This is a genomic window from Yersinia canariae, assembly GCF_009831415.1.
Taxonomy (GTDB): domain Bacteria; phylum Pseudomonadota; class Gammaproteobacteria; order Enterobacterales; family Enterobacteriaceae; genus Yersinia; species Yersinia canariae.
Genome location: NZ_CP043727.1, coordinates 1,424,916 through 1,449,967 on the forward strand (window position 1 = coordinate 1,424,916; position 25,052 = coordinate 1,449,967).

Below are 25,052 nucleotides of genomic sequence, written 5' to 3' on the forward strand. Positions count from 1 at the left end.
GGAGTAATGCTTATCGACTGGCAGATATTAACCTTTAACTTTCAGGGGCGACTTTACGCAATCTTATCACTTACTTATCACTTGGTGTTTTTTTGACCACACAATTTGCGTTTTGAAGGGCTAAACCACCAATTGCAATTCAGGCCAATGTTGTTGCCAACCTTTGCTATTGACCCGCTGGTAGTATGTATCGATCTCGCCATTTTTGCTGTTCAACGTAATCGTTTTACTCAATAAAGCACTTAAGCCAAACGGGGCTATCAGTTCAATATCGCCATTATCTTTAAGGCTGGCACCAATAGCCGTCTCCACTTCAACCCAGTAGCTGATGGCATCTTCCGTGCTGGTGTAAGGCCATCGACCACTGCGAAGATGCATTCTGGCCTGGTTTTTGACTGACCACGGGAATGATTTATGCATGGCGGATGTGGTGTGATTGAGTTGTTCTTCGAGCTGAAAATCATGTTGCTCGCTGGCATCTTGCTCATCGAAATAGACTAAATCAATATCATTAAGTGGCGTGGGGGAAAGGTGCCCATGCAGCTTATCCCACACCAAATTACGGACAAATCCTGCCGCGAGACACCATTGGTTTAACCGAAGTTCACGGGCAATAGACAGGGCTTGCATCCGGTAGGGGTCAGCGCGTAACCATTCAATGATTTGTTGCTGCGGGTTCATCGCCTATTTCCTCGGCAATCAAGATGTTTGAAGAGCAAATAGCATAGCAGTGGGAAATAATAAATTGGAGAGAAATAATGACATATGGGGCAAAGCAAAAAACCGGCTATAAGCCGGTTTTTTAAAGAGTGGTGGAGCTAGACGGGATCGAACCGTCGACCTCTTGCATGCCATGCAAGCGCTCTCCCAGCTGAGCTATAGCCCCACAAATGTGGTTGTTCGTACTGATTTATCTATCATGCCATCCATTTATCGAGTTTGAAAACTTTATCAAACAAGAAATTTGGTGGAGCTAGACGGGATCGAACCGTCGACCTCTTGCATGCCATGCAAGCGCTCTCCCAGCTGAGCTATAGCCCCAATGTGCACATAATAAATCGTGTGAACGGGGCGCATGATATGAAACCCCTGAAACAGTGTCAACGGCTAATTCGATTTCTCACGTTAAGCGCTGAAAAAGCCGCCAAATCAGTGAGCAACCACATAAAAAAGGCGACTTTAATAAGTCGCCTGATAACACACTCGGTTTTATTGCTGCGCTTCGCGTTCGCCAATAAAGGCCAGAGCTTTATCAATACGCGCCAGTGAGCGTGCTTGACCGATGGCATGAACAGTTACGTCCATTCCTGGAGATTGGCCTGCACCAGTAACAGCAACGCGCAGTGGCATGCCCACTTTGCCCATACCCACACCCAGCTCATCTGCAGTGCCCTGAATGGCATTGTGGACGTTTTCAGTGGTCCAGTTAGTGATAGCAGCAAGTTTAGCTCTGACGGCTTCAAGTGGCTGGCGTGCAACAGGGCGCAAATGTTTTTTCGCGGCATCTGCGTCGAACTCATCAAACTCTTCATAGAAGTAACGGCAAGACTCGGCCATTTCTTTTAGTGTCTTACAGCGCTCACCGAGCAGTTTAACTATTTCAGCCAGCTCAGGGCCATTACGGGTATCAATACCCAACTGCTCAACCTGCCACGATAGGTGCACGGCAACCTGTTCTGCTGGCAAGCTATTGATATAGTGATGATTCAGCCACTGTAGTTTTTCAGTATTGAAAGCACTGGCAGATTTGCTGACGGCATCCAAGGTGAATAACTCGGTCATTTCAGCAACAGAGAAAATCTCCTGATCACCATGAGACCAACCTAGGCGCACCAGATAATTCAACAGTGCTTCTGGCAAATAGCCGTCATCACGGTATTGCATCACGCCGACCGCACCATGACGTTTAGACAGTTTTTTGCCATCATCGCCCAGAATCATTGAAACATGCGCATATTCAGGAATCGGCGCGCCGAGCGCTTTCAGAATATTAATTTGGCGAGGGGTATTGTTGATATGGTCTTCGCCACGAATAACATGGGTGATTTCCATATCCCAGTCATCAACGACTACGCAGAAGTTATACGTTGGTGAACCATCGGTACGGCGGATAATTAAATCATCCAGCTCTTGGTTACTAAATTCGATTGGGCCACGGATTTTATCATCGAAAATAACGGAGCCTTCCTGCGGGTTACGAAAACGCACTACAGAAGGTTCATCGGCACCATGGGAACACTGGCTATCACGGCAGCGGCCATCGTAGCGAGGCTTTTCACCATTGGCCATTTGGGCTTCGCGTAATTCATCCAAACGCTCTTTAGAGCAATAGCATCTATATGCGGTGCCATTTTCTAACATTTGGTCAATCACCGCATTGTAGCGATCGAAACGTTTGGTTTGGAAATACGGGCCTTCATCCCAATCCAGATTTAGCCAGTTCATACCGTCCATAATGGCGTCGATGGCTTCCTGAGTTGAACGTTCAAGATCGGTATCTTCAATGCGCAAAATAAATTCACCCCCTAAGTGACGGGTGAAAAGCCAGGAATACAATGCGGTACGTGCGCCGCCTACGTGGAGATAGCCAGTAGGACTGGGTGCAAAACGGGTTTTGATTTTCATTGGGTTCGATGCCTTATTACGCTACGCCGGCCAGCAAACACTGGCTGTTGCTCGAAATTCGAAAAAGTAGGCGACATTCTACCACCCTGAGGTAATTCCTCAACGATGTTACCGGCATGCAATTGATGATTACTGATAGATCCGGCTAAAGAAGCGCCCACAGCGGCGATAAATATCGCATCCTGTTTAAATTTGCGGCGAACGATTGTTTTCGTTTTAAAAACCGTTGACTCACTTCGAACTATCCCTATAATGCGACTCCAACAACACGGCGGGGCGATTAGCTCAGTTGGTAGAGCATCTCCTTTACACGGAGGGGGTCATCAGTTCGAATCTGGTATCGCCCACCAAACTCGACGTGTTGTAAAGTATATGAAATACAAAGCATTAAATGAGATAGATGAGGGCGATTAGCTCAGTTGGTAGAGCATCTCCTTTACACGGAGGGGGTCATCAGTTCGAATCTGGTATCGCCCACCACTCATCACTCATTTTTGAAGTCATACATGCTTTGAAGCATTAATAGTAGTATGAAGTGGGCGATTAGCTCAGTTGGTAGAGCATCTCCTTTACACGGAGGGGGTCATCAGTTCGAATCTGGTATCGCCCACCACTTCTATACTTTCAGTATTATATAATGGGTCGTTAGCTCAGTTGGTAGAGCAGTTGACTTTTAATCAATTGGTCGCAGGTTCGAATCCCGCACGACCCACCATTATATCCAGTACCTAAGTAACTTCCCCCAAACTCTGAAACCGCATACTGCACAATATCGTGTGGGTGAGATCCTGCGTTCAGGTTCGAGCCGAGCGGAGCGAGACAGCAACGCGTCAGCGTTGACCCGAAGGGCGAGGCCAGCGGCCGAGTTATCCCGCACGACCCACCATTATATCCAGTACCTAAGTAACTTCCCCCAAACTCTGAAATCACATATCAGTCTGTTAACTCCCCAGAAAATATCATTACCACGAATAGTTCGGCCACGAATTGCAGGCATAAAAAAAGGCGCCGTAGCGCCTCTTTAGAGATTTTTTTCTGATACTTAGAGTACCAGGCCCGCGATGGAGGCGGACAGCACACTGACCAGTGTAGAGCCGTACAGCAGTTTCAGACCAAAACGAGAAACCACATTACCTTGATGTTCATTCAGGCCTTTAATCGCACCGGCTACGATACCGATAGAAGAGAAGTTAGCGAATGAAACCAGGAATACAGACAAAATACCCACACTGCGCGGTGACAATTCAGATGCTACTTTCTGCAAGTCCATCATTGCCACAAATTCGTTAGAAACCAGTTTGGTTGCCATGATGCCGCCAACTTGCAAGGCTTCGTGAGCAGGAATGCCCATCACCCATGCAAATGGGAAGAAGACATAACCCAAAATACCCTGGAAGCTAATACCAAACAGCAAGCTGAACAGCGCATTCATCGCAGCAATCAATGCAATGAAACCAATCAACATTGCCGCAACGATAATGGCGACTTTGAAACCTGCCAGGATGTATTCACCCAGCATTTCAAAGAAGCTTTGGCCTTCATGCAGATTGCTCAGTTGTAACTCTTCTTCATCTTCTGCTTTATACGGGTTGATTAACGACAACACGATAAAGGTACTGAACATGTTAAGCACCAGTGCTGCGACCACAAATTTCGCGTCCAGCATTGACATATAAGCACCCACAATCGACATGGAAACTGTCGACATTGCAGTTGCTGCCATGGTGTACATGCGTTTTTCAGACATTTTGCCCAAAATATCTTTATAGGCGATGAAGTTTTCAGACTGGCCCAGAATCAATGAACTGACTGCGTTGAATGATTCCAGCTTACCCATGCCGTTAATTTTGGACAGTAAAGTACCAATGATACGAATAACGACGGGCAGAACTTTAATGTATTGCAGAATACCAATCAGGGCAGAAATGAAGACGATAGGGCACAGCACTCTTAGGAAGAAGAACGCGAGACCTTTATCACCCATATTGCCGAAGACAAAATCAGTACCGGTTGCAGCGAATCCAAGCAATTTGTCGAATAAGCCGGCGAATCCTTTCACAAAACCTAATCCAACTTCCGAATGGAGGAAGAAGTACGCTAACAATACCTCAATAACCAATAATTGAATAACAAACCGAATGCGGATGCTTTTACGATCCTTACAGATCACTAGAGCTAATATGGCCACCACGACTAAGGCCAACGCAAACTGTAGAATATGGGACATGTGTGCTCCAAATTAGAGGCAGGCTAGATTTTGGTGGTCATTTTATGTAACGGCTACATTAAAAACGAGATATAGGCTGCAAATATAGAAATTCACTTTCATAAATGCAAACAAATTAGCGGAGTTGATCACAAAAAACAGGATGTTAATAATATGCTACAGAGATAGTGTAAATATGCTAGTTTGAACAATTGTAGCGTTCGGTCTCAAAAATTGCGAAGCCGCTTTTAGCTCAATTTTTCAGAAACCAACAACTGACGGTGCCAGTACGGCAAATTATGCGGTATTAGCTATCAGAGAGATAAGTTTCACCTCTCTAAATGCGCTTGATAATTATTATCATTTAGATATTATTGACGATAATAAGTAGCCGTAAATTTTCCAAGGGTAATACTGAATGTTGAATAGCCGTGTTGTCGATACGACCTCCCGTACATCAAGGAGAATCAAACTCTCCCTGATGGGGCCTGCTTTTATCGCGGCTATCGGCTATATCGACCCCGGTAACTTCGCCACCAATATTCAGGCCGGCGCTTCATTTGGCTACACCTTATTATGGGTCGTAGTTTGGGCCAATTTTATGGCCATGCTTATCCAACTCCTTTCCGCCAAGCTCGGTATTGCCACCGGTAAAAACCTGGCTGAACATATCCGTGACCGCTTTCCTCGCCCTGCGGTATGGGCTTATTGGGTACAAGCCGAAATCATTGCAATGGCAACTGACTTGGCTGAGTTTATTGGGGCCGCGATTGGGTTCAAATTGCTATTGGGAGTGACGCTACTTGAGGGGGCGGTGCTAACCGGTATCGCGACTTTCCTTATTCTGATGCTGCAAAAACGCGGACAAAAACCACTAGAGTTGGTTATCGGTGGATTACTGCTGTTTGTCGCGGCGGCTTATATTGTGGAGCTTGTCTTCTCGCGCCCCGAAATGGCGGCATTAGGGAGAGGGATGCTCATCCCGGACCTGCCTAATCGGGATGCAGTATTTTTGGCCGCTGGGGTATTGGGCGCCACTATAATGCCGCACGTCATATACTTGCATTCATCATTAACGCAAACTGCCGGTGAAAATTCTAAAGCGGATCGTTATGCCTCGACCAAGTTAGATGTCGCTATTGCCATGACGATTGCTGGTTTCGTTAATCTGGCGATGATGGCGACCGCAGCGGCCGCTTTCCATTTCAACGGCTACGGCAGTATTGCTGAGATTGAGCAAGCTTATTTAACCTTACAACCACTGCTGGGTAATGCTGCGGCTACCATTTTTGGCCTGAGCTTAGTGGCTGCCGGGCTGTCATCCACTGTGGTTGGAACGCTAGCGGGTCAAGTGGTTATGCAGGGCTTTGTCCGGTTTTACATTCCTATTTGGGTGCGCCGTTCGGTGACCATGTTGCCTTCCTTTATTGTTATTTTGATGGGAATGGATGCGACACGGATATTGGTCATGAGCCAAGTATTGCTGAGTTTTGGTATTGCTTTGGCACTGGTGCCATTGCTGGCCTTTACGGGCAATAAAGAATTGATGGGAGATATGGTTAACTCAAAACTGATTCAGATTTTGGGGCGACTGATTGTACTGGTAGTGATTGGATTAAATGCTTATCTGCTAATTAGTCTGCTTTAATTTATCAATCAGGCGGGTTAAGGATACAAACCCGCCTGAGCATTTTATTTAGTCGTCATGGTGATGATGGTGACTTTTGCCTCGATGATGTTTTTTACCTTGTTTGTCATAATGCTTGTCATATTTCCAATAGCGTCCTTCGCGATAGTAATAGTTCTTTTTCCACCAATCTCTGTCTTGCCAACGGTGTCCATCCCAGTAATGACCATGACGATTTCGCTCGCCTAAGTCGCGCCCTTGATGATTTTGCCACCATTGACGGTCGCGCCAGTCATAACCATCCCAATAATTACCACTGCGATCTTGTTCGCCAATGTGTAAAGAAACACTGGGTAGTAACTCAATACTCTCGGCATTAGCCATGGGAATAAGAGGGAACCAGGCTAATATGGTTATCAGCAACAGGGGCCTTATTCTTCTCGGTCTCACGACACTGAGCTTTAACATCGTCGATTTAAACATTATTTATCCTTGCGTGGCCTTATAGGCTATGGCGCTATCTTAAACAGCAAGCTAACGGCTGAGATTCGGATAAAACTGTAAAATATAGATTTAGGATTTATCTGTGGGCTGATTTGATGAAAGGCAGCAACAGGGGGCATGACTCCCCTGTTGAGGGAGGAAGGAAAGCGTTTACACTAATATGTTTTCAATAGTTTTTATTTCTGCATCGCTGAATTCGGTATTGGCCAACATCCCGACGGCATCATCAATTTGGCTCGTTTTACTGGCCCCAATCAGTGCTGACGTCACTCGGCCACCCCGTAACACCCAGGCTAAAGACATCTGTGACAATTTCTGCCCACGATCCAGCGCCAGTTGATTTAATTGGCGAACTTTAGCCAGCTTTTCTGCTGAAAGTTGTTCAGGATTAAGGAATTTACTGTCACTGGCCGCCCGAGAGTCCAGTGGGATGCCCGCTAAATAGCGGTCTGTCAACAAACCGCCCGCCAATGGTGAGAAGGCAACAGATCCTACGCCATATTCATCCAGCGTATCCAGCAAGTCTGCTTCAATCCAGCGCTCAAACATTGAGTATTTGGGCTGATGAATCAGGCAAGGGGTGCCGAGTTGCGCGAGGATTTCACAGGCCTGACGCATTTGTGCTGCTGGGTAGTTAGACAGGCCGATATACAGCGCTTTTCCCTGGCGCACCAGCAAATCCAGCGCAGCCATGGTTTCTTCCAACGGAGTATTAGGGTCAGGGCGATGGTGATAAAAAATATCAACATAATCCAGGCCCATACGTTGCAGGCTTTGATTGATGCTGGCAACCAGATACTTCTTGGAACCCCAATCCCCATAAGGGCCGGGCCACATGGTATAGCCCGCTTTGGACGAAATAATCAGTTCGTCGCGATAAGGGCGCAGGTCTTGATGCAAGATTCGGCCAAAGTTCAGCTCGGCAGAACCGGGCGGCGGGCCGTAGTTATTGGCTAAATCAAAATGGGTAATACCATGGTCAAAAGCGCGACGAATCAAATTACGGCTATTTTCATATAGCGTGCTATCGCCAAAGTTATGCCACAGGCCCAGAGATATTGCCGGGAGCATTAATCCACTCCGGCCACAACGGTGATATTCCATCTCCTGATAGCGGGAGGACGCTGCCTGATAGACCATGATGCCCCTTATTAATAAAAGTAAACGACACTGTAATGTATACGTTTCCACTTATGGTGCAAGCGGGTGGGATCACAGAGCTTATATCCAATAGTAGCGAAAAAGAGATGTCAAAAAATAGTTACACAACGCAAGCTAATTAATAATTTAAAAACATTAGATTTATTGATGATTTACTTAATACTTATTTGACAATAATAAGCATTGAGGTGGTGTCGTGATGGAGAGTAACTATAAGGTAGCTGATTATTTATTAGATCGACTGGCACAAGTGGGTATCCGACATCTCTTCGGCGTTCCGGGTGATTTTAATCTTCACTTTTTAGACCATGTCATTAGCCACCCCGTCATTCAATGGATGGGATGTGCTAATGAGCTTAATGCCGCTTATGCCGCGGATGGCTATGCCCGAGTCATGCCCGCTGCGGCATTGCTCACCACTGTTGGTGTTGGCGAATTAAGTGCTATCAATGGTATTGCTGGCAGTTATGCTGAATATCTTCCCGTCATTCATATTGTAGGTACTCCGGCATTATCTTCGCAAAAGGCTGGTCAGTTGATCCACCACTCATTAGGTGATGGAGATTTTGGACATTTTGCTCACATGGCGAAAGAAATTAGCTGCGCACAAACCAGTTTAACGGCTGAAAATGCAGTAGCTGAAATTGACCGCTTGCTGGTGGCTGCGCTATATCAGCGACGCCCGGTTTATCTCCAACTCCCCAGCAATATTGCAGAAGCCGATGTGGTAACGCACTCGGGAATTTTAGCGCTCTCCCAACCAATTTTATCCCCATCCTCTTTGCAGGCGTTTATTGATGATGCCCGTGAAAAATTGCAGTCAGCACACCGCGTGGCGCTATTAGCCGATTTTTTGGCCGACCGATTTGGTGCCCGCCAATCGCTCAATAACTGGCTGACAGAAGTGAATCTGCCGCATTCAACATTGCTGATGGGCAAAGGGCTGTTGGATGAGTCTCATCCTTTGTTTCTTGGGACTTATGCCGGTGCGGCCAGTGATATCAAAGTCAAAGAATATATTGAAGAAGCTGATGTTTTAGTGATGGTTGGGGTGCAATTTATCGATACCATTACTGCCGGATTTAGCCAGCATATTAATCAAGATAATTGTATTGATATCCAGCCGGAACAAGTGCGTATCGGGCGCAAGGTTTTCAACCAAATCCCGATGGTAGTCGCGGTACAGGCATTACATGAATTGTGTAAGGTTTTACAAAATGAATGGCAACAGCCAGTTATCACTCATCCCATCAGGGAAGTTGTGCAACATAGTTTGCTTAGCCAACAGGCATTTTGGCATCACATCCAGCAGTTTTTATTGCCCGGTGATATCGTGGTTACGGATCAAGGGACTTCCTGTTTTGGTGCTGCAGGTTTGAATTTACCGGCCGGATGCACGTTTGTCGCTCAATCATTATGGGGATCAATTGGTTTTAGTTTGCCGGCGGCTTATGGCGCGCAGGTAGCGCAACCTCAGCGGCGAGTGATATTACTGGTCGGCGACGGAGCAGCTCAATTGACAGTCCAAGAGTTGGGGTCGATGTTACGCGACGGATTAACTCCTATTATATTTTTACTGAATAATCAAGGATATACTGTTGAGCGGGCTATTCATGGGCCACATCAACGTTATAACGATATTGCTCAGTGGGATTGGACGCACTTACCGCAGGCATTGGCTTTGGGTAAACAAACCTTTACACGTCGTGTCACGCGGGTAGATGAACTGCAACAGGTATTGCTACAAATGGGCAATTGCCAACAGTTGGCATTTATCGAGGTGGTCTTGCCACCAATGGATGCCCCTGAATTATTGGTCAATGTCGCCAAATCTCTTCAGGCCCGTAATGCCGCAATCTGACCTCACTGATTGCTATTTATATTACCGGTCAACTGATCCAACAGCCAATAACCCGCCGGCCCCGGTGGGTTTTTCTTCGACCAAACAGCATCAATTGAGATCATTTTTGGCCAACCAACGACCACTAAAGACACCAGTTTTTCTCGGCTATATTGCTCAACCAGCCAACGCGGCAGAATAGCCCAACCGAAGCCTTGCTCCGCCATTTCCAGCAACATCAAATAGCTGGGCGCTGACCACATCAGCCCTTGTGACTGATTGCGCTCGGTACGGTTATAGGTATTCAGGCGAAGTTGTCGGGTTGTTGCTAATTGTTCCTGATGGACGTGTGGCAATTGTGTCAGGGGATGGTCAGATCTGACAAATATCGCCATTTCAGTTTGAGCAGATAACCGGCTTGCAGCAATATCCGGCGGGTAGTGATGCTGAACTTCCACTACCCCAATATGCGCCCGCCGCAGTTGCAGCAAATCTATGACATCGTCATCTTCGGCAATCAAACACTCAAATTCGATATCAGGATAGCGCTGCTCAAAGCGGCGCAGCAGACTTTCATGATGGGTGGGTTGATAGGTATCAGACAATACAAAAGTCAGCCGGGTTTCAACTTGGCCCGCCAAACGGATTGATAGATTATCCAGCCGTTCACTGGCGGCCAGAATTTCCTGCACATGAGAAAGTGCGCGGCGTCCATGGTCAGTTAACACGGGCAGCCGAGCTTGGCGGTCAAATAATGTCAAACCCAAATCTGCTTCCAGATTGGCAATAGCTGTGCTGATGGTCGACTGGCTTTTGCGCAGCTTACGGGCCGCAGCGGAGAAAGAACCAAGTGCTGCGGCTTCGACAAATGCTATCAGGGCTTCGGGAGAATAATGCATAAAATATCTATTTTATCGATGGGTTCTATTTTTAATCTATCTTAAAAAACGATGATAATCACCTTCGACAATCTGTTATTGATTAATTAAGTGGGTTTTTATGCAAGTTCATCGCAAATCTTTATTTGAGCGCGTTATCCATGCTATTGGTTTTGAAGTGATTGCCGTCGCAATTTGCGCGCCAGTCGGGGCATGGTTACTCGATCGCTCCTTATTGCAAATGGGAGCATTGTCCGTTCTTCTCTCTTCAGTGGCGATGCTGTGGAATATTATTTACAACAGTCTATTCGACTACTTCTGGCCAGTGAGCCGGGTGGCCAAGACTCTACGTGTGCGGGCATTCCACGCGTTAGGTTTTGAAGGTGGATTTATCCTGATTGGTTTGCCGATTGCGGCCTTTGCATTGGGGATATCACTGCTACAGGCATTTATGTTGGAGATTGGTTTCTTCTTGTTCTTCTTGCCTTACACCATGTTTTATAACTGGGCCTATGACAGTTTACGGGCGCGAATTATCCGCTCACGTCAGTCAGAAATATTGACGCCAGCAGTAAATAAAGGCCGTGGCTCAAATTGATTATTGGGCATATTCCCCGCAGTTTTTATCCAACAGCAGCGGCAATATTCCGCTGCTGAAACGTTTTTATGTGATCTTTATCCCAAAGCGAAACGGTTTCCAGCATTGAGATTGTTGTTTCCCTAACCTGATTTTACAGTGAGCATAGTTGAAGTTAAGAATCCCTGTAACGGAGAAGTTTCTGATGACAAGCTATGCCCTGGTGGGTGACGTTGGCGGCACTAATGCCCGTTTGGCGCTTTGCGCTGTGGCGACGGGCGAAATATCACAAGCAAAAACATATTCAGGGTTGGATTACGACAGTCTGGAAGCTGTCATTAAGCAATATTTATCAGAGCATAAGGTTACTGTAGAGCACGCCTGTATTGCGATTGCTTGTCCGATTACGGGTGATTGGGTCGCCATGACTAATCATACATGGGCATTTTCTATTGCCGCAATGCAGCAGAATCTGGGGTTGCAGTACTTAGAAATCATTAATGATTTCACGGCTGTATCAATGGCTATCCCGATGTTGTCCGCGCAAGATGTACTGCAATTTGGCGGCACATCGCCGCAGCCAGGTAAGCCGATTGCGGTCTATGGTGCAGGAACTGGCTTGGGTGTGGCGCATTTAGTCAATGTGGATAGCCGTTGGATAAGCTTGCCGGGTGAGGGCGGGCATGTGGATTTTGCCCCCAATAGTGAAGAAGAAGACCGGATTCTGGCAGTATTACGTCAGGAACTGGGCCACGTATCCGCTGAGCGAGTGCTTTCTGGGCCGGGGCTGCTTAATTTATATCGGGCCATTGTGATTTCTGATGGGCGACTGCCTGAGAACTTGGCCCCGAAAGATGTGACTGAGCGAGCTTTGGCAGACAGTTGCACAGATTGTCGCCGCGCATTATCACTGTTTTGTGTGATTATGGGGCGCTTTGGTGGCAATCTGGCCTTGAATCTCAGCACTTTTGGTGGTGTATATATCGCCGGCGGTATCGTGCCCCGCTTTATGGAATTCTTTAGAGCATCTGGTTTTCGCGGTGCTTTTGAAGATAAAGGCCGCTTCAAAGATTTCTTACAGGACATTCCGGTCTACATGATTACTCATCAGCAGCCCGGTTTGCTGGGCGCGGGGGCTTATCTACGTCAGAAGTTAGGGCATACCTTGCATCCTTGAGGCCCGTAAAACAAAAAAGCAGAGCCACGGCTCTGCTTTTTTTATGGTTAGACAAAATTAACTATTATGCATGGCTGCTGGCCGCCACCCTTGATGGGGCGGTTGCTGTGTTTTCGACTTCGGCAGTGGCACCTTTTGGCGGCTTGATTATTAGGGTTAACAGCAGTGAAAGCACGGACAGCACCGCGATAACAATAAAGGTCGCGTGGTATCCGCCTAGTCGCGCCGCAATAAATGACCCCGCCAGTGCGCCCAAACCAAACCCTTGATAGATAATCCCGTAGTTTTTGCTGTGATTTTTCAGGCCGAAGAAGTCGCCAACAATGGCCGGGAACACGGTGATGTTGCCGCCGAAACAAAAAGCAATTGCACCGACACACAAGAAGAACAGGGCGTGCGTCAGTGGGACAAAACTCAGCACCGATACCGCTAAGGTCGTCACCAGCAAGGTAAAGCTGATAACCCGTAGGCGGCCAACTTTATCCGATAGTGCTCCCAAAATGATACGGCCGGCGGTGTTGAAAATGGCGATGGCTGACACGGTATTAGCTGCGGTAGCTAAATCCATCCCCGCCAGTTGCACCCCCAAATCTTTCACAATACCAATCAGATATAAGCCACTCATACAGGCGGTGAAGAAGATAATAAACAGGAAGTAAGACTCTTTGACCGCCAGCATCTCTTTGACACTGAAATCACGATTCGCAGGTGGAGATTGCAGGTTGGTGGCGGCTTGCGGTGCGACAATTTTCTCCCGCAACAGGAAAGATCCGGCCCCGACTAATACCATCACGATAATGCCCCAATAGAAGAAAGCCAGCGAGACGCCTTGGTTAGCAATCAAACTGGCATTCACGTATTTGAACAACAGGCTACCGGTGCCAAATGCTCCGACAGAAACCCCAGAAATCAATCCTTTGCGCTCTGGAAACCATTTAATCAGATTCGACAAAGTAGTGATGTAAGCGGTGCCATCGGCAAAACCCACCACAATACCCGCTAGCAGATAAATCATCCCGAGTGAGGTGGCAAAGGAGCTGGCTATTAAGCCCAAGCCGAGAATAATACCGGAAATCAGCGTCAGTTTACGGATACCAATGCGCTCTTGCAGACGGCCAGCAAACAAAGTGGCGATAGCCAGAGAAAAACTAGTGATAGAGAAAGTGGTGGCAACAGCCCCCAGTGACCAACTGAATTTTTCTCCTAGCGGCTGATTAAATAAGCTCCATGTATAGATAGTGCCTAAACCCATCTGGACAATGATGGTACCAACAACAATTAGCCAACGATTTACCGGTTTACTGCTCATGCCGGACTCCTTAAACAGCAATGCATATGGCCCGAATGTGGCTATTGCTGACCGAGCAATAACGTCGGAGCCTAAAAATTACGCGCTGATGGAGCACCGAAAATCTTGTATAGAGGTGTTATCAGCCCGCCGAATGAAACCAGTATACGGGCGGGCTAATCGCTATAGATCGAAAGAGGAATGAGTTGCACTTGGGCAGGAATGAAATGCATTTAAAGGCGCATCAGTTGCCTAAATTCTTTTATCTTGCTGCGGCTCACAGGGACTTCAAAGTCCAAATCACTGAGTCGCAGGATATAAGTGTTGTTAAACCAGGGCACGATTTCACGGATTTTGGCTAAATTCACACAATAAGAGCGGTGGCAGCGGAAAAAGTACTCTTCAGGCAGGCGACTACAAAACTCAGTGATATTCATCGGCATGATGAACTCTTCACGTCGCGTGTAAACCAGCGTGACCTTTTCCTGCGCCGCAGCATAATAAATATCATTGATATCTGTGACGATGATGCGCTCATCTTTCATCAGATTGATGGTATGAGCCGCAGATCGATGGCTGGGGCTGTTAGTTTGTTCTTTATTTTGGCGATTACGTTTATGCAGGGCTTCCAGCTTTTGCAACATGGTGACAATACGTGATTCGTGGTAAGGCTTTAAAATATAGTCAAAAGCTTCAATTTCAAAGGCCTCTACCGCATGCTCTTTATAAGCAGTAATAAAGATAATGTAAGGTTTATGAGCAAATTTGCTGATATTTTGTGCCAGTAAAACGCCATCTAATGACGGAATATTAATATCGAGGAAAATGGCATCAACTTGATGGTTTTGCAGATATTTAAGCACATCCAGCCCATCTTCAAAGGTTGCTTCGATAGTTATATTACTGTGCTGGCGGATTAGGTAGCTTAATTCTTCCTGAGCCAGAAACTCATCTTCGACAATAATTGCTTTCACAGGTTAAGCTCCGGCTGTAATACTGGGTTCCACATGGATCTTGCTGCCATTTTTACTGATATAAAAAGAAATCTCGGTGCCCGGTTCCATACGACGTATCTGTAAACCTTCCCCATAGAGTAATTTCACCCGATGATGGACATTCAGTAAACCTATTTTGTTACCCGGCATTTCGTTATTAGCCACGCGCTCAATAGTTTCCTGGTTAATTCCATTACCGGTGTCTTTCACCGAAATTTTTATCTGACTGCCGCAGTCTTTAACGGCAATCACCACCACACCTTTCCCTCGACAGGGCTGAATACCATGCACGATGGCATTCTCCACCAGTGGCTGAATCAGCAGACTGGGGATTTTTAGTGCAATATCATCATCAATATCATAAATGACGGTTAACTTGCTGCCGAACCGCGCCTGCTCAATGGCAATATAATCCTGAATCTGATGCAGTTCTTTGCGAATATCAATTTGCTCATCATTCAGTTCAAGGTTATAGCGCAGATAGCGAGATAAGTTGATGATTAATTGCCGCGCAGTATCTGGATTAATGCGAATTGATGAGGAAATTGCATTTAACGCATTAAATAAGAAGTGTGGGTTAATTTTACTTTGTAGTGCGCGCATTTCCGCTTTATTGGCCATCTCACGCAGTTGTTCAATACGGGAAACCTCAATTTGGGTCGAAATAATTTGCGATAAACCCACCGCCATCACTTTGAGTGAATATGTGATTTTATGCGCGTGGCAATAATAGATTTTAAGCGAACCAGTGACTTCACCTTTTTCCCATAAGGGGATAATGATAAGGGAATGAATCTGCGGGGTACGGTGAACTTCATCATTATTACGGATAGTAATTTTACCGCGTTGAATACTTTCTTTGGTGATATCACTGATTATCTCATGACCAATATTATAGGTTTCCACGCCGACACCGACATAAGCCAAAATATGTTGTGTATCGGTGATGGCGACAGCATCAGCCTTGATATCATGGCGAATAATTTCGCATACGCTGCGTAATGATTCGCCGTTAATATGACGAAAATAAGGTAAGGTTTTATTGGCGATATCCAGCGCCAGTTTTGCTTGTCGGGCGGCAATAACCTCTTTTTCATCCTCAACACTCTGCACCAGCAGCACGATCAACCCGATACACACAGCCCCTAAAATCATCGGGATCGCGATTTTAGATACAATATCGATACCTAGTGCGGTCGGTTTGGCCCAAATAACCACCAAAAGCATAGTCAGAGATTCGCAAATCATACCGGCCAGAATGCCGACACTCCATTGCCGCTCTTTTTTGACTTGCAGGTTGATATAGCCCGACATCAAACCAGCGATAATGCTGGTAATTAAGCAGGGGACTGAGGTAATGCCATCAATATCAATTAAGTAGCGATGAGAACCCGCGATAAGCCCGGTAATAATCCCAACCCATGGGCCAAATAGAATGCCACCAGACATGACGGCAATGACGCGCACATTAACCAGCGAACCTTCGACATTGATACCGGAATAAGTACCGAAAATAGCAAACAATGAGAAGATTGCGGTAACGGCGGCTAATTCTAGCGGCGTGTGTTTTTCTTTTTGCAGTAACTGGCGAAATAGATGGGTGCGGGTCAGGAAGAACAAGCAAATTAACATCAGTGCGGCACGATCAAACACCGCCAGTAGCATTTCAAATATCTGGTGCACGCTATTTTCTCTTGGCAACAACCTGGGATCGTCAGTCCGAATCTATCAGATCATGAGGCGAATAAGCGGCTAACTATAAGGAAAACGGGGAGTGACTGCTACTTTATCCGTGCTGTTGAGCTAAACAAGTCAGATCCTGCCGAGGAGATATTCCTCAGCAGGCTGTCAGATTGAATAAGGCTATTCGGTCATTCCCAATTGCAACTTGCCGATGGTTGTCAAATTATCGGCTGTGGCTCTCCCCGTGAAATCAACTTCGAAATCATCAGCAGCAAAGTCTGGTGGCGAGCGGCCATCAATAAAACTGGCTAATTGACGCGGCAAGTAAGCGGCATTCTTTTCACACCATGGGGCGGCGGCAATATACATAACATTGCTGTCAAACTCGCCATTATGCTCATTTTCCACTGAATGAATTACATCACAGTGCCAGAATACGGTGTCGCCAGCTTCCAAATCCGGAATTGGGGAAATAGCTTCCATTAAAAGAGGATGCCACTGTTCGCTGGCGGATAATGCGCGGCCCGGTGCGGCACCGCACAAGTCATCATCAGCAACATCGTCTTGCAAAGCGCGCAGCAGAATGTAGGCCATAGCATTGGCAATCGGGATCACATTCAACGTCCCGGCATGGGTGCGTTGTGGGGTCAGCGCTGTCCACCCTTGGAAAGTTCGGAACATTGAGCACACGGCAGGTGACGGGAACTCTCGCACTTGCGGGCGACCTTCCGCCGCGAAGGGGTCATATTGCTGCCATTCACCGGAGAATACATGGCGATAAACATGGCGGAAATTCTCATCCAACCAGCGCTCAATGGAGCCACCATCCACGTGTGGTGACAAACCTAAAGATGAGGATTTCGGCGGGCGACGCCGTGTGCGGTCGGCATAGGTTACTACCCGATTAGCATCAAAATGTTGCTTGCCATTACTCTCAGTTTGCCACAGATTATTTAAGAATATCTGTACCGCATTCATGCGCGCGTCTTGACGAGCTTCAACCTGGGGTGTGGACCAGTAAATGCCGTAAATTTGAGGTTTGCTGGCTGCCAGAGCACCGAAATAGTTGTCTTCGGCGGCATTCTTCAGACGTTCGACAAAATTATTTCGCGCCAGATAATCGCCGATGTCACGATTCCATGCTGCGGCTTTCTCCGTCGGGAACACCCCCAAGATTGCACAGCAACCTCGTTGTTTTATTTGCGCTTTTTGTTCTTCAGTCACTTTCCCATTGATAATATCATCAGCATAAATACGAGGAACCGGATTTTCGCCTTGAGCCAGGCTACGGCGGATTTCGGTGACTTGCTGGCGGATATTCTCTTCCACGGCTTGGAAGACCTGCTGATAATGAGGCAGTGCTTGACGTAATTGTTGCTTCACCGTTTTGATTGCTGCGGGAATATCGTCTATTTGTAAGGAAGCCATAATATTGATTCTCCAATATATCCGTCATATTTCAAGCGGCATGTGTGTTGGTTGAGCTTGCTACTCGGCCTGTCTTTGGGCCTCGCCTCTACGAAGTCGCTGTAATGGTTTGCACTTTGCTGACCATTTGTTTGTTTTTTGTTATCTTGAAGTAAACATTATTTAAGTAAAATGGAGAAGAATAAAGGGATGAGGTTTTGGTTAAATTTCCTCTTTAATTTTCTTTCATTTTTAAATTCTCAACCTATTAAAATTAAAGGAAAAATAGTGCCTGTGATCCCCATTTTTGGCCGCCCGTCAATTTCATTGAGAACACCACGGCTGATGTTAGATAGCCTTAATGAACAGGATTGGCCGCTATTTTTACAGCTACATCAAGACCCTGGGGTTCAGCGCTATATTGCAGATCCGATGGAAATGGCTGAAATTAGTGCGCGTTTTGAATCGCGTTTAATGCCGTGGGAGAAGACCGCCAACCACTGGCTATGCTTGGTGGTTCGCGAAAAAGAAAGCGGGCTGGCCATGGGGATCACCGGTTTTCTGGCCGAGTGGTTGCCGCTACAGCAAGCTGAAGTGGGCTATGTCATGTTGCCGTCTTATCATGGTAAAGGTTTTGCTAAAGAATCGCTGATGGCGGTTTTAGCATTTGGTTTCCAGCAATGCCAATTTCATAAAATGAAAGCCACCGTCACTGTGGGAAACCATGCTTCACGGCAAGTTCTGGAGCGCTGCGGTTTTCAGTTGGAAGGCACGTTGCGCGATAATTTTCAGCTTGATGGGCAGTGGTGTGATGACTGGGTATTGGGGCTGTTGGCCGCTGAATTTGAGTCATCGCATTGAACTCCGATGAGTTAGAAATTTGTTATCAGCCTATCGACAGCTATGAAGCGCTAGGATATGTTCCATGTTAGACCATTTGATGGTCAGCGTCGCTCGGACGGTCCGGGCGCTAACGTATCCTCGAGGAATTTATGGCTGAATCTCCATCCAAACGCCGTTTTACACGAATTGATCGTCTTCCCCCTTATGTCTTCAATATTACTGCTGAGCTAAAAATGGCCGCTCGCCGCCGTGGTGAGGACATTATTGATTTCAGCATGGGGAATCCGGATGGCCCGACGCCACCGCATATTGTTGAGAAAATGTGCAGTGTCGCACAACGTGAAGACACTCACGGCTATTCTACTTCCCGAGGAATTCCGCGCCTGCGTAGGGCTATTTCTCGCTGGTATGCCGATCGCTATCAGGTCGATATTGACCCTGAAAGTGAAGCAATTGTGACCATTGGCTCGAAAGAGGGGCTGGCGCATTTGATGCTGGCAACATTAGATCACGGTGATACCGTGCTGGTGCCCAATCCCAGTTATCCCATTCATATTTATGGTGCGGTGATTGCCGGCGCGCAAGTTCGTTCTGTGCCATTGACCGAAGGTATTGATTTCTTTGGTGAACTGGAACGCGCTATTCGTGAGACCATCCCTAAACCAAAAATGATGATTCTTGGTTTCCCGTCTAATCCAACGGCGCAATGTGTAGAGCTGGACTTTTTTGAACGCGTAGTGGCGCTGGCGAAGCAATATGACGTGCTGGTGGTGCATGATTTGGCCTATGCCGATATTGTTTATGATGGCTGGAAAGCCCCCTCAATCATGCAGGTGCCAGGGGCGAAAGATATCGCGGTCGAATTCTTTACCTTATCTAAAAGTTACAATATGGCGGGCTGGCGTATTGGTTTTATGGTGGGTAACCCCGAGTTGGTTAATGCATTGGCGCGGATTAAGAGCTACCACGACTACGGGACTTTTACGCCATTGCAGGTCGCAGCCATTGCTGCGCTGGAGGGGGATCAGCAGTGTGTCCGTGATATTGCTGAACAATACCGCCAGCGTCGTAACGCCTTGGTTCGCGGGCTACATGAGGCAGGCTGGATGGTCGAAAATCCGAAAGCCTCCATGTATGTTTGGGCTAAAATTCCGGAACCTTACGCCCATTTAGGGTCATTAGAGTTTGCCAAGCGCTTGTTATCTGATGCAAAAGTTTGTGTCTCGCCGGGGATAGGATTCGGAGATTATGGTGATACCCATGTTCGTTTCGCTCTGATTGAGAATCAGGATAGGATTCGCCAGGCTGTGCGTGGAATCAAAAGTATGTTCCGGGCTGATGGTTTGCTGAAACCGGGCAAATCTACCTCAGGAGAAACGGTTTAATCCGTTAGCAATTTTTAATGTTACGCAAACTTATTCTGGCCGGAAACTTAGGGCTTCGGCCAGAATAAAAAGTCACTCTTCAATATGTTATCAACGTGTCCTTAATGTTTTCTTCATCTGTTTTACACCATACTCATGACTCATTACGTTATTTCAGTGGAGTGTGCCGCTATGAGAAATCGCTATTCATTATCTCAAATCACCTTGCATTGGCTTACGTTGCTAATGATTATTTTGACCTATGCGGCAATGCTACTCAGTGACTCGGTGCCGGATGAAGATCGAACATTGATGAAAAATCTGCATTTCAATTTTGGTATTTCCGTCTGGCTGCTCATGTTAGTGCGGCTCTGGTTGCGCCACAAAAATGTGACACCGGCAATCACACCAAAACTCCCTGACTGGCAGCTATTAGGCGCAAATATCGTACATGGGTGTCTATATCTGATGTTTTTATCATTGCCGATATTGGGCGTTTTGGCACAAGCCTATGGTGGAAAAACCTGGTTTTTCCTGGGTTGGCAAGTTCCTCAGTGGGTGACACCCAATGATGATGCGCGGGTTTATCTAAAACAAACGCATGAATTAATTGCTAATTTAGGGTATTTCGTGATTGGGGCACATGCATTGGCCGCACTTTACCATCACTATATTCGCCGTGATGATACTCTGCGCAGAATGATGCCGGGTAAATGATATCGCGACTAGAAATGATAAAGGGCGCAATGCGGCCCTTTATACAATGTCAGGTAGTGGAGGGCCGGCCGAATGTTATTCGACCATCATCATGAAGGTGCCAACCCAAACCACCAACATAATTGAGATACCCATAAAGAAATATTTCATTGAACAACTCCCCCTTGGAGTTACCTCGCCAGCCTGAGTCACTCAGCCACTGTCTGCGAGTTGATGGCGCTAATGTAATCCCAATAGTGAGCGGTTTTCAATACTGTAATTTTATGCATTAGATCACAGTTTCGTACAGAAACACTACCAAATGCTAGTCAATGTATTGAAGTGTGAAGTTATTAACGTTTTTTTAAATTATCGCCTAATAACAATTTGTTACTCTCTTGACTTAAATTTAGGCGATAACGGTTGTGCTAGCGCTATTCTCCGATTTTTCTTACCGCCACATCGGCCTCAAAGCCCAGTAAATAAAGGGCTTGTTCTAGAGCTTCAACCTTGGACGCGTAATACACATCGAGCAGACGATCCATCTGCGCTGCATTCAGACCTAGCTTGCGCGCCATATCAGCTTTGCGTGTTTTGGTTGTCAGCATGGCATTGTGTAACTCTGCTTTCAGGCGCACCAGAATTGGGACGTGAATAGCAATATCACCCGCTTGCAATGCTGACGGGGCAGGGACAGGAAGCTGCTCTTCCATCTGGGCAGCGATGCCATTCTTAATGCCATCTTGCGCTTCTAACTCTACGTCGTTGACAGAGTAAGTCACTGAACCTGATTCCGGGAAGTCGCGATAATGGATATGGTATTCGCCGCTGGTTTCATCATAGGTATAGCTGGCTGGGTAATGGTGCACGGTGTGACTCCTGTGGGAAACAAGGTACTCAAGATAGGAGCATTGTACTGGCATCAGCAAGCTGAGGTTACCTATTTAGTGCATTCACTCATATCAGGAATATTTTGCACTATGGGCAGAGTGTCATTATCGAGTCTAAAGCCATTATTTCACCCTGGCTGCTGTTGCAACGAATATATAACAATATCTATAACGATTTATACACATATAAGAACGGTAAAATGGGAGCGGCGAGCAATAAAATAAACACGTCTTAAATAAAGTTTGTTTTTAGGTATTAAAGTAAATTTTCTAGTTTTTGTTTATTTAAATATTTTTAAAAATATTTCGTTTCTGATACAATTCCTCCGCAAAAATGGTTAAATCAATAATAATTATACCTATATCCATCAATAGTCACTATTGGTTATTATTTTATTGTTTTTCAAATAGTTATAATATTAACTTAAGTTAAATTTACACTATTTATCTCTTCCAATTATGGCGTTTGATCTTTTATTGAGAATATAGAATTTATGATGAAGAAAATAGTTTTGGCCACGACCTTAATAACCATGACTTTATTAAGTGGTTGTGCAACCGAGTCCTCACGTTCGTTAGAAGTGGCTAAGGTTGCCTCTTATGGAACACAATATAATGGCCCCCGCAGCCCTATTTCTGTCGGTAAGTTTGATAATCGCTCAAGCTATATGAGCGGAATCTTCTCTGATGGCGTGGATCGTTTAGGGAATCAGTCAAAAACCATTCTGGTGACTCACTTACAACAAACTGGCCGCTTTAATGTATTAGAGCGCACCAACATGGAAGAGTTGAAGAATGAAGCTGCTATTTCTGGGAAAAGCCAGCAGTTGAAAGGGGCAACTTATGTTGTCACTGGCGATGTGACTGAGTTTGGCCGCAAAGAAACGGGTGACCGCCAGCTATTTGGCATTTTAGGCCGGGGTAAATCTCAGGTTGCTTATGCCAAAGTTAATCTGAATATCGTCAATGTGAATACCTCCGAAGTGGTGTTTTCTTCACAGGGCGCTGGCGAATATGAATTGTCTAACCGCGAAGTCATTGGTTTTGGCGGAACAGCAAGTTACGACTCAACCTTGAACGGTAAGGTCTTGGATTTAGCTATCCGTGAAGCGGTTAATAATTTAGTTACTGGTATTGAATCAGGTGCATGGCAACCTGCGAAATAAATCTTAATAACAAGTATGGATACAGTAATATGAAATTGACACACAAGATGTCTCTGCTATTGGCCTCAGCTGTATTAGCTGGTTGTGCCACGGCACCGAAACCGATTTACCACTGGGATAATTACCAATCTACGGTTTATGAATATTATAAATCTGATGCCAGCCCTGAACAGCAAATTACAGACTTAAAAGAGAGTATTGAAAAGTCTCGTGCTAAAGGTTTACCCGTGCCTCCGGGCCTACATGCCCATCTGGGTATGTTGTATGGCAATACCGGGCATACAGATTTAGCAATGACTGAATTTAATACGGAGAAATCGGCATTCCCTGAGTCTGCTCCGTTTATGGATTTCTTGATGAGCAAGGACAAAGGGGCATTTAAATGAAACCTATTTTTGCAATGTGCGCTGTCGTGATAGCGCTGTTATTAACGGGTTGCGCCAAGCCCGTCAGCCAGGATTATTCTGCGTTTAAACAAAGCAAACCAAAAAGTATTTTGGTGCTGTTACCACAAAACCAGTCACCTGAAGTTGAAGCCAGTCATGGCATGTTATCTCAGGTCACTTATCCTTTGGCTGAAGCGGGCTACTACGTGTTACCCGTGGCCGTTGTTGAAGAGACTTTTAAACAAAATGGCATGACCAATGCCGCTGATATCAGTGCTGTCAGCCCAGCTAAACTTCACAAAATCTTTGGTGCTGATGCTGCGCTGTATATCACCGTTGTCCAATATGGTACCTCATATCAGATAGTGAGCAGCGATACCCGTGTCACTGCGAATGCAAAACTGGTTGATTTAAAAACCGGTAAATTGCTCTGGAGTGGTAGCGCGACGGCATCCAGTAATGAGGGCGATAACTCCTCCGGCAGCATCATTGGTATTCTGGTTCAGGCGGCAGTCTCCCAGATTGCCAATACCATGATGGATAAAAGTCATGATATAGCGGGCATTACCAGCACCAGAATGCTCTCTGCTGGGACACCAAACGGCATTTTGTACGGCCCGCGTTCCCCGCAATATGGTAAAGATGGTCACTAAGTTTTTTTGAGTGCGCATACCCTCTGGAATGACAGAGGGTATGGGTTGATTTCACCAACAGACCCTGATTGAATCGCCAATACTCCTGCTTATTCGCACATCTCCAAGGCCATTGCTGGGCATCTCAACACACATTCACCGCAACCATTACACTGTTCATTAATTAATGTGGGTGGCTGGCCGGGTTGCCAGAGCAGTGCTTGCTTTTCACAGTAATCGGCACAGCTATCACAATAAATATAGGTGTTTTGGCAGGGGTGTTTTATCACCGGGTGAGGGCCAGTGGCGGGTAATGTCGAGGGGGCGTCGCCAGTTGCACCTTTTAATAAGCCACGAAATATCCCTCGGCGGCTGATAACCCGGCTCTCCATATAGGCTTTGTAGTAGCGTTCGTCTCTGTTCATCGATTTTTCTTTATTACCGATACAGCTCATAGGGTCGCGGGAATAAACCCAATTCTGTTTGCAGCGTTTTCAGGTAACACTCGGCAATCCCGGCCAGTAGTGGATAAATCGGATACTCAAGCTGTGCATTTTTGACCTGCTCAAGATAGCGGTAGGCCCACGGCAGTAAGTGCTCGGTGAGCAGTGTTATTGCCGCGTCGTTGGGGTGTTGCTGAGATATAGCTTGTTGAGATATAAGTCGTTGGGATAACTGTTGTTGGGATAAATGTGGGCGCTCAATTAAATGAACCCAAGCCAAAAGCATTAAACCGAACTGGTCCTCCGGCTCATGAATGGCACTCTGGCTCGCCAACCCTAATGTGAGGAGAAATTCACGATATTTCAGCGTGCTCTTCCCCATCAAGATGTTTTCTCTATCCAGATAAACCGAGCCCCAGGGCGGTGCGGGCATTTCACCTTGCCCCTCAAACAGCACGGAGAAGTCATATTCCAATTGTTCTGGAAGGATATTGGGCATCTGTTGGCAATAATGGGCAATTTTTGTCGGATTGGGCCACGGGAAAAACTCTGTCATTTGTGGCAGTAATGGCCAGAGGCGCTGTACTGTATCGGACTGCGGTGGATAGTAAAAACACGCGCCGAGAATGCGTGGCAAGGTAGTGTCTAATCGCGTCAACATATT

Annotated in this window: 24 protein-coding genes, 6 tRNA genes and 1 other RNA gene; 15 read left to right on the forward strand and 16 right to left on the reverse strand. The window is 46.3% G+C overall.

What is annotated here, in order from left to right; translation table 11 throughout:
* Positions 1–120: 120 nt before the first annotated feature.
* The 4 genes from F0T03_RS06690 to gltX all read right to left on the reverse strand — a co-directional run bounded on the left by F0T03_RS06690 (position 121) and on the right by gltX (position 2,625).
* A complete protein-coding gene (locus F0T03_RS06690) occupies positions 121–681 on the reverse strand; it encodes a nucleotidyltransferase family protein (RefSeq protein WP_159677527.1) in 561 nt (186 codons plus the stop codon).
* A gap of 129 nt (positions 682–810) precedes the next feature.
* Positions 811–886, reverse strand: a tRNA-Ala gene (locus tag F0T03_RS06695).
* Positions 887–965: 79 nt separating this feature from the next.
* A tRNA-Ala gene (locus F0T03_RS06700) sits at positions 966–1,041 on the reverse strand.
* 168 nt (positions 1,042–1,209) lie between these two features.
* A complete protein-coding gene (gene gltX / locus F0T03_RS06705; RefSeq protein ID WP_159677528.1) occupies positions 1,210–2,625 on the reverse strand; it encodes a glutamate--tRNA ligase in 1,416 nt (471 codons plus the stop codon).
* Positions 2,626–2,899: 274 nt separating this feature from the next.
* Between gltX and F0T03_RS06710 the strand changes: the two genes are divergently transcribed.
* The 5 genes from F0T03_RS06710 to F0T03_RS06730 all read left to right on the forward strand — a co-directional run bounded on the left by F0T03_RS06710 (position 2,900) and on the right by F0T03_RS06730 (position 3,511).
* Positions 2,900–2,975 (forward strand) — tRNA-Val (locus F0T03_RS06710).
* A gap of 54 nt (positions 2,976–3,029) precedes the next feature.
* Positions 3,030–3,105 (forward strand) — tRNA-Val (locus F0T03_RS06715).
* A gap of 57 nt (positions 3,106–3,162) precedes the next feature.
* A tRNA-Val gene (locus F0T03_RS06720) sits at positions 3,163–3,238 on the forward strand.
* A gap of 26 nt (positions 3,239–3,264) precedes the next feature.
* Positions 3,265–3,340, forward strand: a tRNA-Lys gene (locus F0T03_RS06725).
* Between the two features lie 45 nt (positions 3,341–3,385).
* Positions 3,386–3,511, forward strand: a non-coding RNA gene (locus F0T03_RS06730) — RtT sRNA.
* A 156-nt stretch (positions 3,512–3,667) separates the two neighbouring features.
* Here F0T03_RS06730 and F0T03_RS06735 read toward each other — a convergent pair.
* Positions 3,668–4,852, reverse strand: a complete 1,185-nt coding sequence (locus tag F0T03_RS06735; RefSeq protein WP_019081724.1) for a NupC/NupG family nucleoside CNT transporter — start codon at positions 4,850–4,852, stop codon at positions 3,668–3,670.
* Between the two features lie 397 nt (positions 4,853–5,249).
* Between F0T03_RS06735 and F0T03_RS06740 the strand changes: the two genes are divergently transcribed.
* On the forward strand, positions 5,250–6,479 hold the full coding sequence (locus F0T03_RS06740) for an Nramp family divalent metal transporter (protein WP_159677529.1): 1,230 nt from the start codon (positions 5,250–5,252) through the stop codon (positions 6,477–6,479).
* Positions 6,480–6,527: 48 nt separating this feature from the next.
* Here the strand turns inward: F0T03_RS06740 and F0T03_RS06745 are convergent, their stop codons facing one another.
* Together F0T03_RS06745 and F0T03_RS06750 are read right to left on the reverse strand one after the other, a co-directional pair.
* The gene (locus F0T03_RS06745; protein ID WP_145554943.1) at positions 6,528–6,941 is read right to left on the reverse strand and encodes a DUF2502 domain-containing protein; all 414 of its coding nucleotides are present in this window, start codon (positions 6,939–6,941) and stop codon (positions 6,528–6,530) included.
* A 171-nt stretch (positions 6,942–7,112) separates the two neighbouring features.
* On the reverse strand, positions 7,113–8,102 hold the full coding sequence (locus tag F0T03_RS06750) for an aldo/keto reductase (RefSeq protein WP_159677530.1): 990 nt from the start codon (positions 8,100–8,102) through the stop codon (positions 7,113–7,115).
* Positions 8,103–8,322: 220 nt separating this feature from the next.
* On the opposite strand from F0T03_RS06750, the gene F0T03_RS06755 reads away from it, so the two are divergent.
* On the forward strand, positions 8,323–9,984 hold the full coding sequence (locus F0T03_RS06755; protein ID WP_162526897.1) for an alpha-keto acid decarboxylase family protein: 1,662 nt from the start codon (positions 8,323–8,325) through the stop codon (positions 9,982–9,984).
* Positions 9,985–9,986: 2 nt separating this feature from the next.
* Here the strand turns inward: F0T03_RS06755 and F0T03_RS06760 are convergent, their stop codons facing one another.
* Positions 9,987–10,862 (reverse strand): LysR family transcriptional regulator, encoded by an 876-nt coding sequence (locus tag F0T03_RS06760; protein WP_145554940.1) that lies wholly within the window; start codon positions 10,860–10,862, stop codon positions 9,987–9,989.
* Between the two features lie 100 nt (positions 10,863–10,962).
* Here F0T03_RS06760 and F0T03_RS06765 point away from each other — a divergent pair, with 100 nt between their 5' ends.
* Together F0T03_RS06765 and glk are read left to right on the forward strand one after the other, a co-directional pair.
* Positions 10,963–11,439, forward strand: a complete 477-nt coding sequence (locus F0T03_RS06765) for a multidrug/biocide efflux PACE transporter (protein ID WP_145554939.1) — start codon at positions 10,963–10,965, stop codon at positions 11,437–11,439.
* A gap of 184 nt (positions 11,440–11,623) precedes the next feature.
* Positions 11,624–12,595, forward strand: coding sequence for a glucokinase (gene glk / locus F0T03_RS06770; protein WP_159677532.1), 972 nt, complete (start codon positions 11,624–11,626; stop codon positions 12,593–12,595).
* Positions 12,596–12,659: 64 nt separating this feature from the next.
* On the opposite strand, the gene F0T03_RS06775 is transcribed toward glk, so the two are convergent.
* The 4 genes from F0T03_RS06775 to F0T03_RS06790 form a co-directional block, all read right to left on the reverse strand.
* Positions 12,660–13,904, reverse strand: coding sequence for an L-lactate MFS transporter (locus F0T03_RS06775; RefSeq protein WP_159677533.1), 1,245 nt, complete (start codon positions 13,902–13,904; stop codon positions 12,660–12,662).
* 212 nt (positions 13,905–14,116) lie between these two features.
* Positions 14,117–14,857, reverse strand: a complete 741-nt coding sequence (locus tag F0T03_RS06780) for a LytR/AlgR family response regulator transcription factor (RefSeq protein ID WP_145554936.1) — start codon at positions 14,855–14,857, stop codon at positions 14,117–14,119.
* A 3-nt stretch (positions 14,858–14,860) separates the two neighbouring features.
* Positions 14,861–16,561, reverse strand: a complete 1,701-nt coding sequence (locus tag F0T03_RS06785; RefSeq protein WP_145554935.1) for a sensor histidine kinase — start codon at positions 16,559–16,561, stop codon at positions 14,861–14,863.
* 180 nt (positions 16,562–16,741) lie between these two features.
* Positions 16,742–17,989, reverse strand: coding sequence for a DUF1479 domain-containing protein (locus tag F0T03_RS06790; RefSeq protein ID WP_159677534.1), 1,248 nt, complete (start codon positions 17,987–17,989; stop codon positions 16,742–16,744).
* A gap of 324 nt (positions 17,990–18,313) precedes the next feature.
* On the opposite strand from F0T03_RS06790, the gene F0T03_RS06795 reads away from it, so the two are divergent.
* The 3 genes from F0T03_RS06795 to F0T03_RS06805 all read left to right on the forward strand — a co-directional run bounded on the left by F0T03_RS06795 (position 18,314) and on the right by F0T03_RS06805 (position 20,892).
* Positions 18,314–18,829 carry a GNAT family N-acetyltransferase gene (locus F0T03_RS06795; RefSeq protein WP_162527019.1) on the forward strand — a complete coding sequence of 172 codons (516 nt, stop codon included), beginning with the start codon at positions 18,314–18,316 and terminating at the stop codon, positions 18,827–18,829.
* A 131-nt stretch (positions 18,830–18,960) separates the two neighbouring features.
* Positions 18,961–20,196: an alanine transaminase gene (gene alaC / locus F0T03_RS06800; protein ID WP_145554932.1), complete on the forward strand. Its 1,236-nt coding sequence runs from the start codon at positions 18,961–18,963 to the stop codon at positions 20,194–20,196.
* A 171-nt stretch (positions 20,197–20,367) separates the two neighbouring features.
* Positions 20,368–20,892 carry a cytochrome b gene (locus F0T03_RS06805; protein ID WP_159677536.1) on the forward strand — a complete coding sequence of 175 codons (525 nt, stop codon included), beginning with the start codon at positions 20,368–20,370 and terminating at the stop codon, positions 20,890–20,892.
* Between the two features lie 75 nt (positions 20,893–20,967).
* Here the strand turns inward: F0T03_RS06805 and ypdK are convergent, their stop codons facing one another.
* Together ypdK and F0T03_RS06815 are read right to left on the reverse strand one after the other, a co-directional pair.
* Entirely contained in the window at positions 20,968–21,042 is a 75-nt protein-coding gene (gene ypdK / locus F0T03_RS06810; RefSeq protein WP_098057507.1) for a membrane protein YpdK, read from the reverse strand.
* 263 nt (positions 21,043–21,305) lie between these two features.
* On the reverse strand, positions 21,306–21,740 hold the full coding sequence (locus tag F0T03_RS06815; protein WP_145554930.1) for a type II toxin-antitoxin system HicB family antitoxin: 435 nt from the start codon (positions 21,738–21,740) through the stop codon (positions 21,306–21,308).
* 515 nt (positions 21,741–22,255) lie between these two features.
* On the opposite strand from F0T03_RS06815, the gene F0T03_RS06820 reads away from it, so the two are divergent.
* The 3 genes from F0T03_RS06820 to F0T03_RS06830 are packed head-to-tail and all read left to right on the forward strand — an operon-like array spanning position 22,256 to position 23,966.
* Positions 22,256–22,927, forward strand: coding sequence for a CsgG/HfaB family protein (locus F0T03_RS06820; RefSeq protein WP_145556559.1), 672 nt, complete (start codon positions 22,256–22,258; stop codon positions 22,925–22,927).
* Positions 22,928–22,956: 29 nt separating this feature from the next.
* Positions 22,957–23,313: a DUF4810 domain-containing protein gene (locus tag F0T03_RS06825; RefSeq protein WP_145556560.1), complete on the forward strand. Its 357-nt coding sequence runs from the start codon at positions 22,957–22,959 to the stop codon at positions 23,311–23,313.
* Positions 23,310–23,966: a DUF799 domain-containing protein gene (locus tag F0T03_RS06830; protein ID WP_145556561.1), complete on the forward strand. Its 657-nt coding sequence runs from the start codon at positions 23,310–23,312 to the stop codon at positions 23,964–23,966. The genes F0T03_RS06825 and F0T03_RS06830 overlap by 4 nt, the downstream gene beginning before the upstream one ends.
* A gap of 89 nt (positions 23,967–24,055) precedes the next feature.
* On the opposite strand, the gene F0T03_RS06835 is transcribed toward F0T03_RS06830, so the two are convergent.
* Both F0T03_RS06835 and F0T03_RS06840 read right to left on the reverse strand, forming a co-directional pair.
* The gene (locus F0T03_RS06835) at positions 24,056–24,370 is read right to left on the reverse strand and encodes a 4Fe-4S binding protein (protein ID WP_159677537.1); all 315 of its coding nucleotides are present in this window, start codon (positions 24,368–24,370) and stop codon (positions 24,056–24,058) included.
* Between the two features lie 13 nt (positions 24,371–24,383).
* Positions 24,384–25,049, reverse strand: a complete 666-nt coding sequence (locus F0T03_RS06840; RefSeq protein ID WP_159677538.1) for a TorD/DmsD family molecular chaperone — start codon at positions 25,047–25,049, stop codon at positions 24,384–24,386.
* Positions 25,050–25,052: the final 3 nt, after the last annotated feature.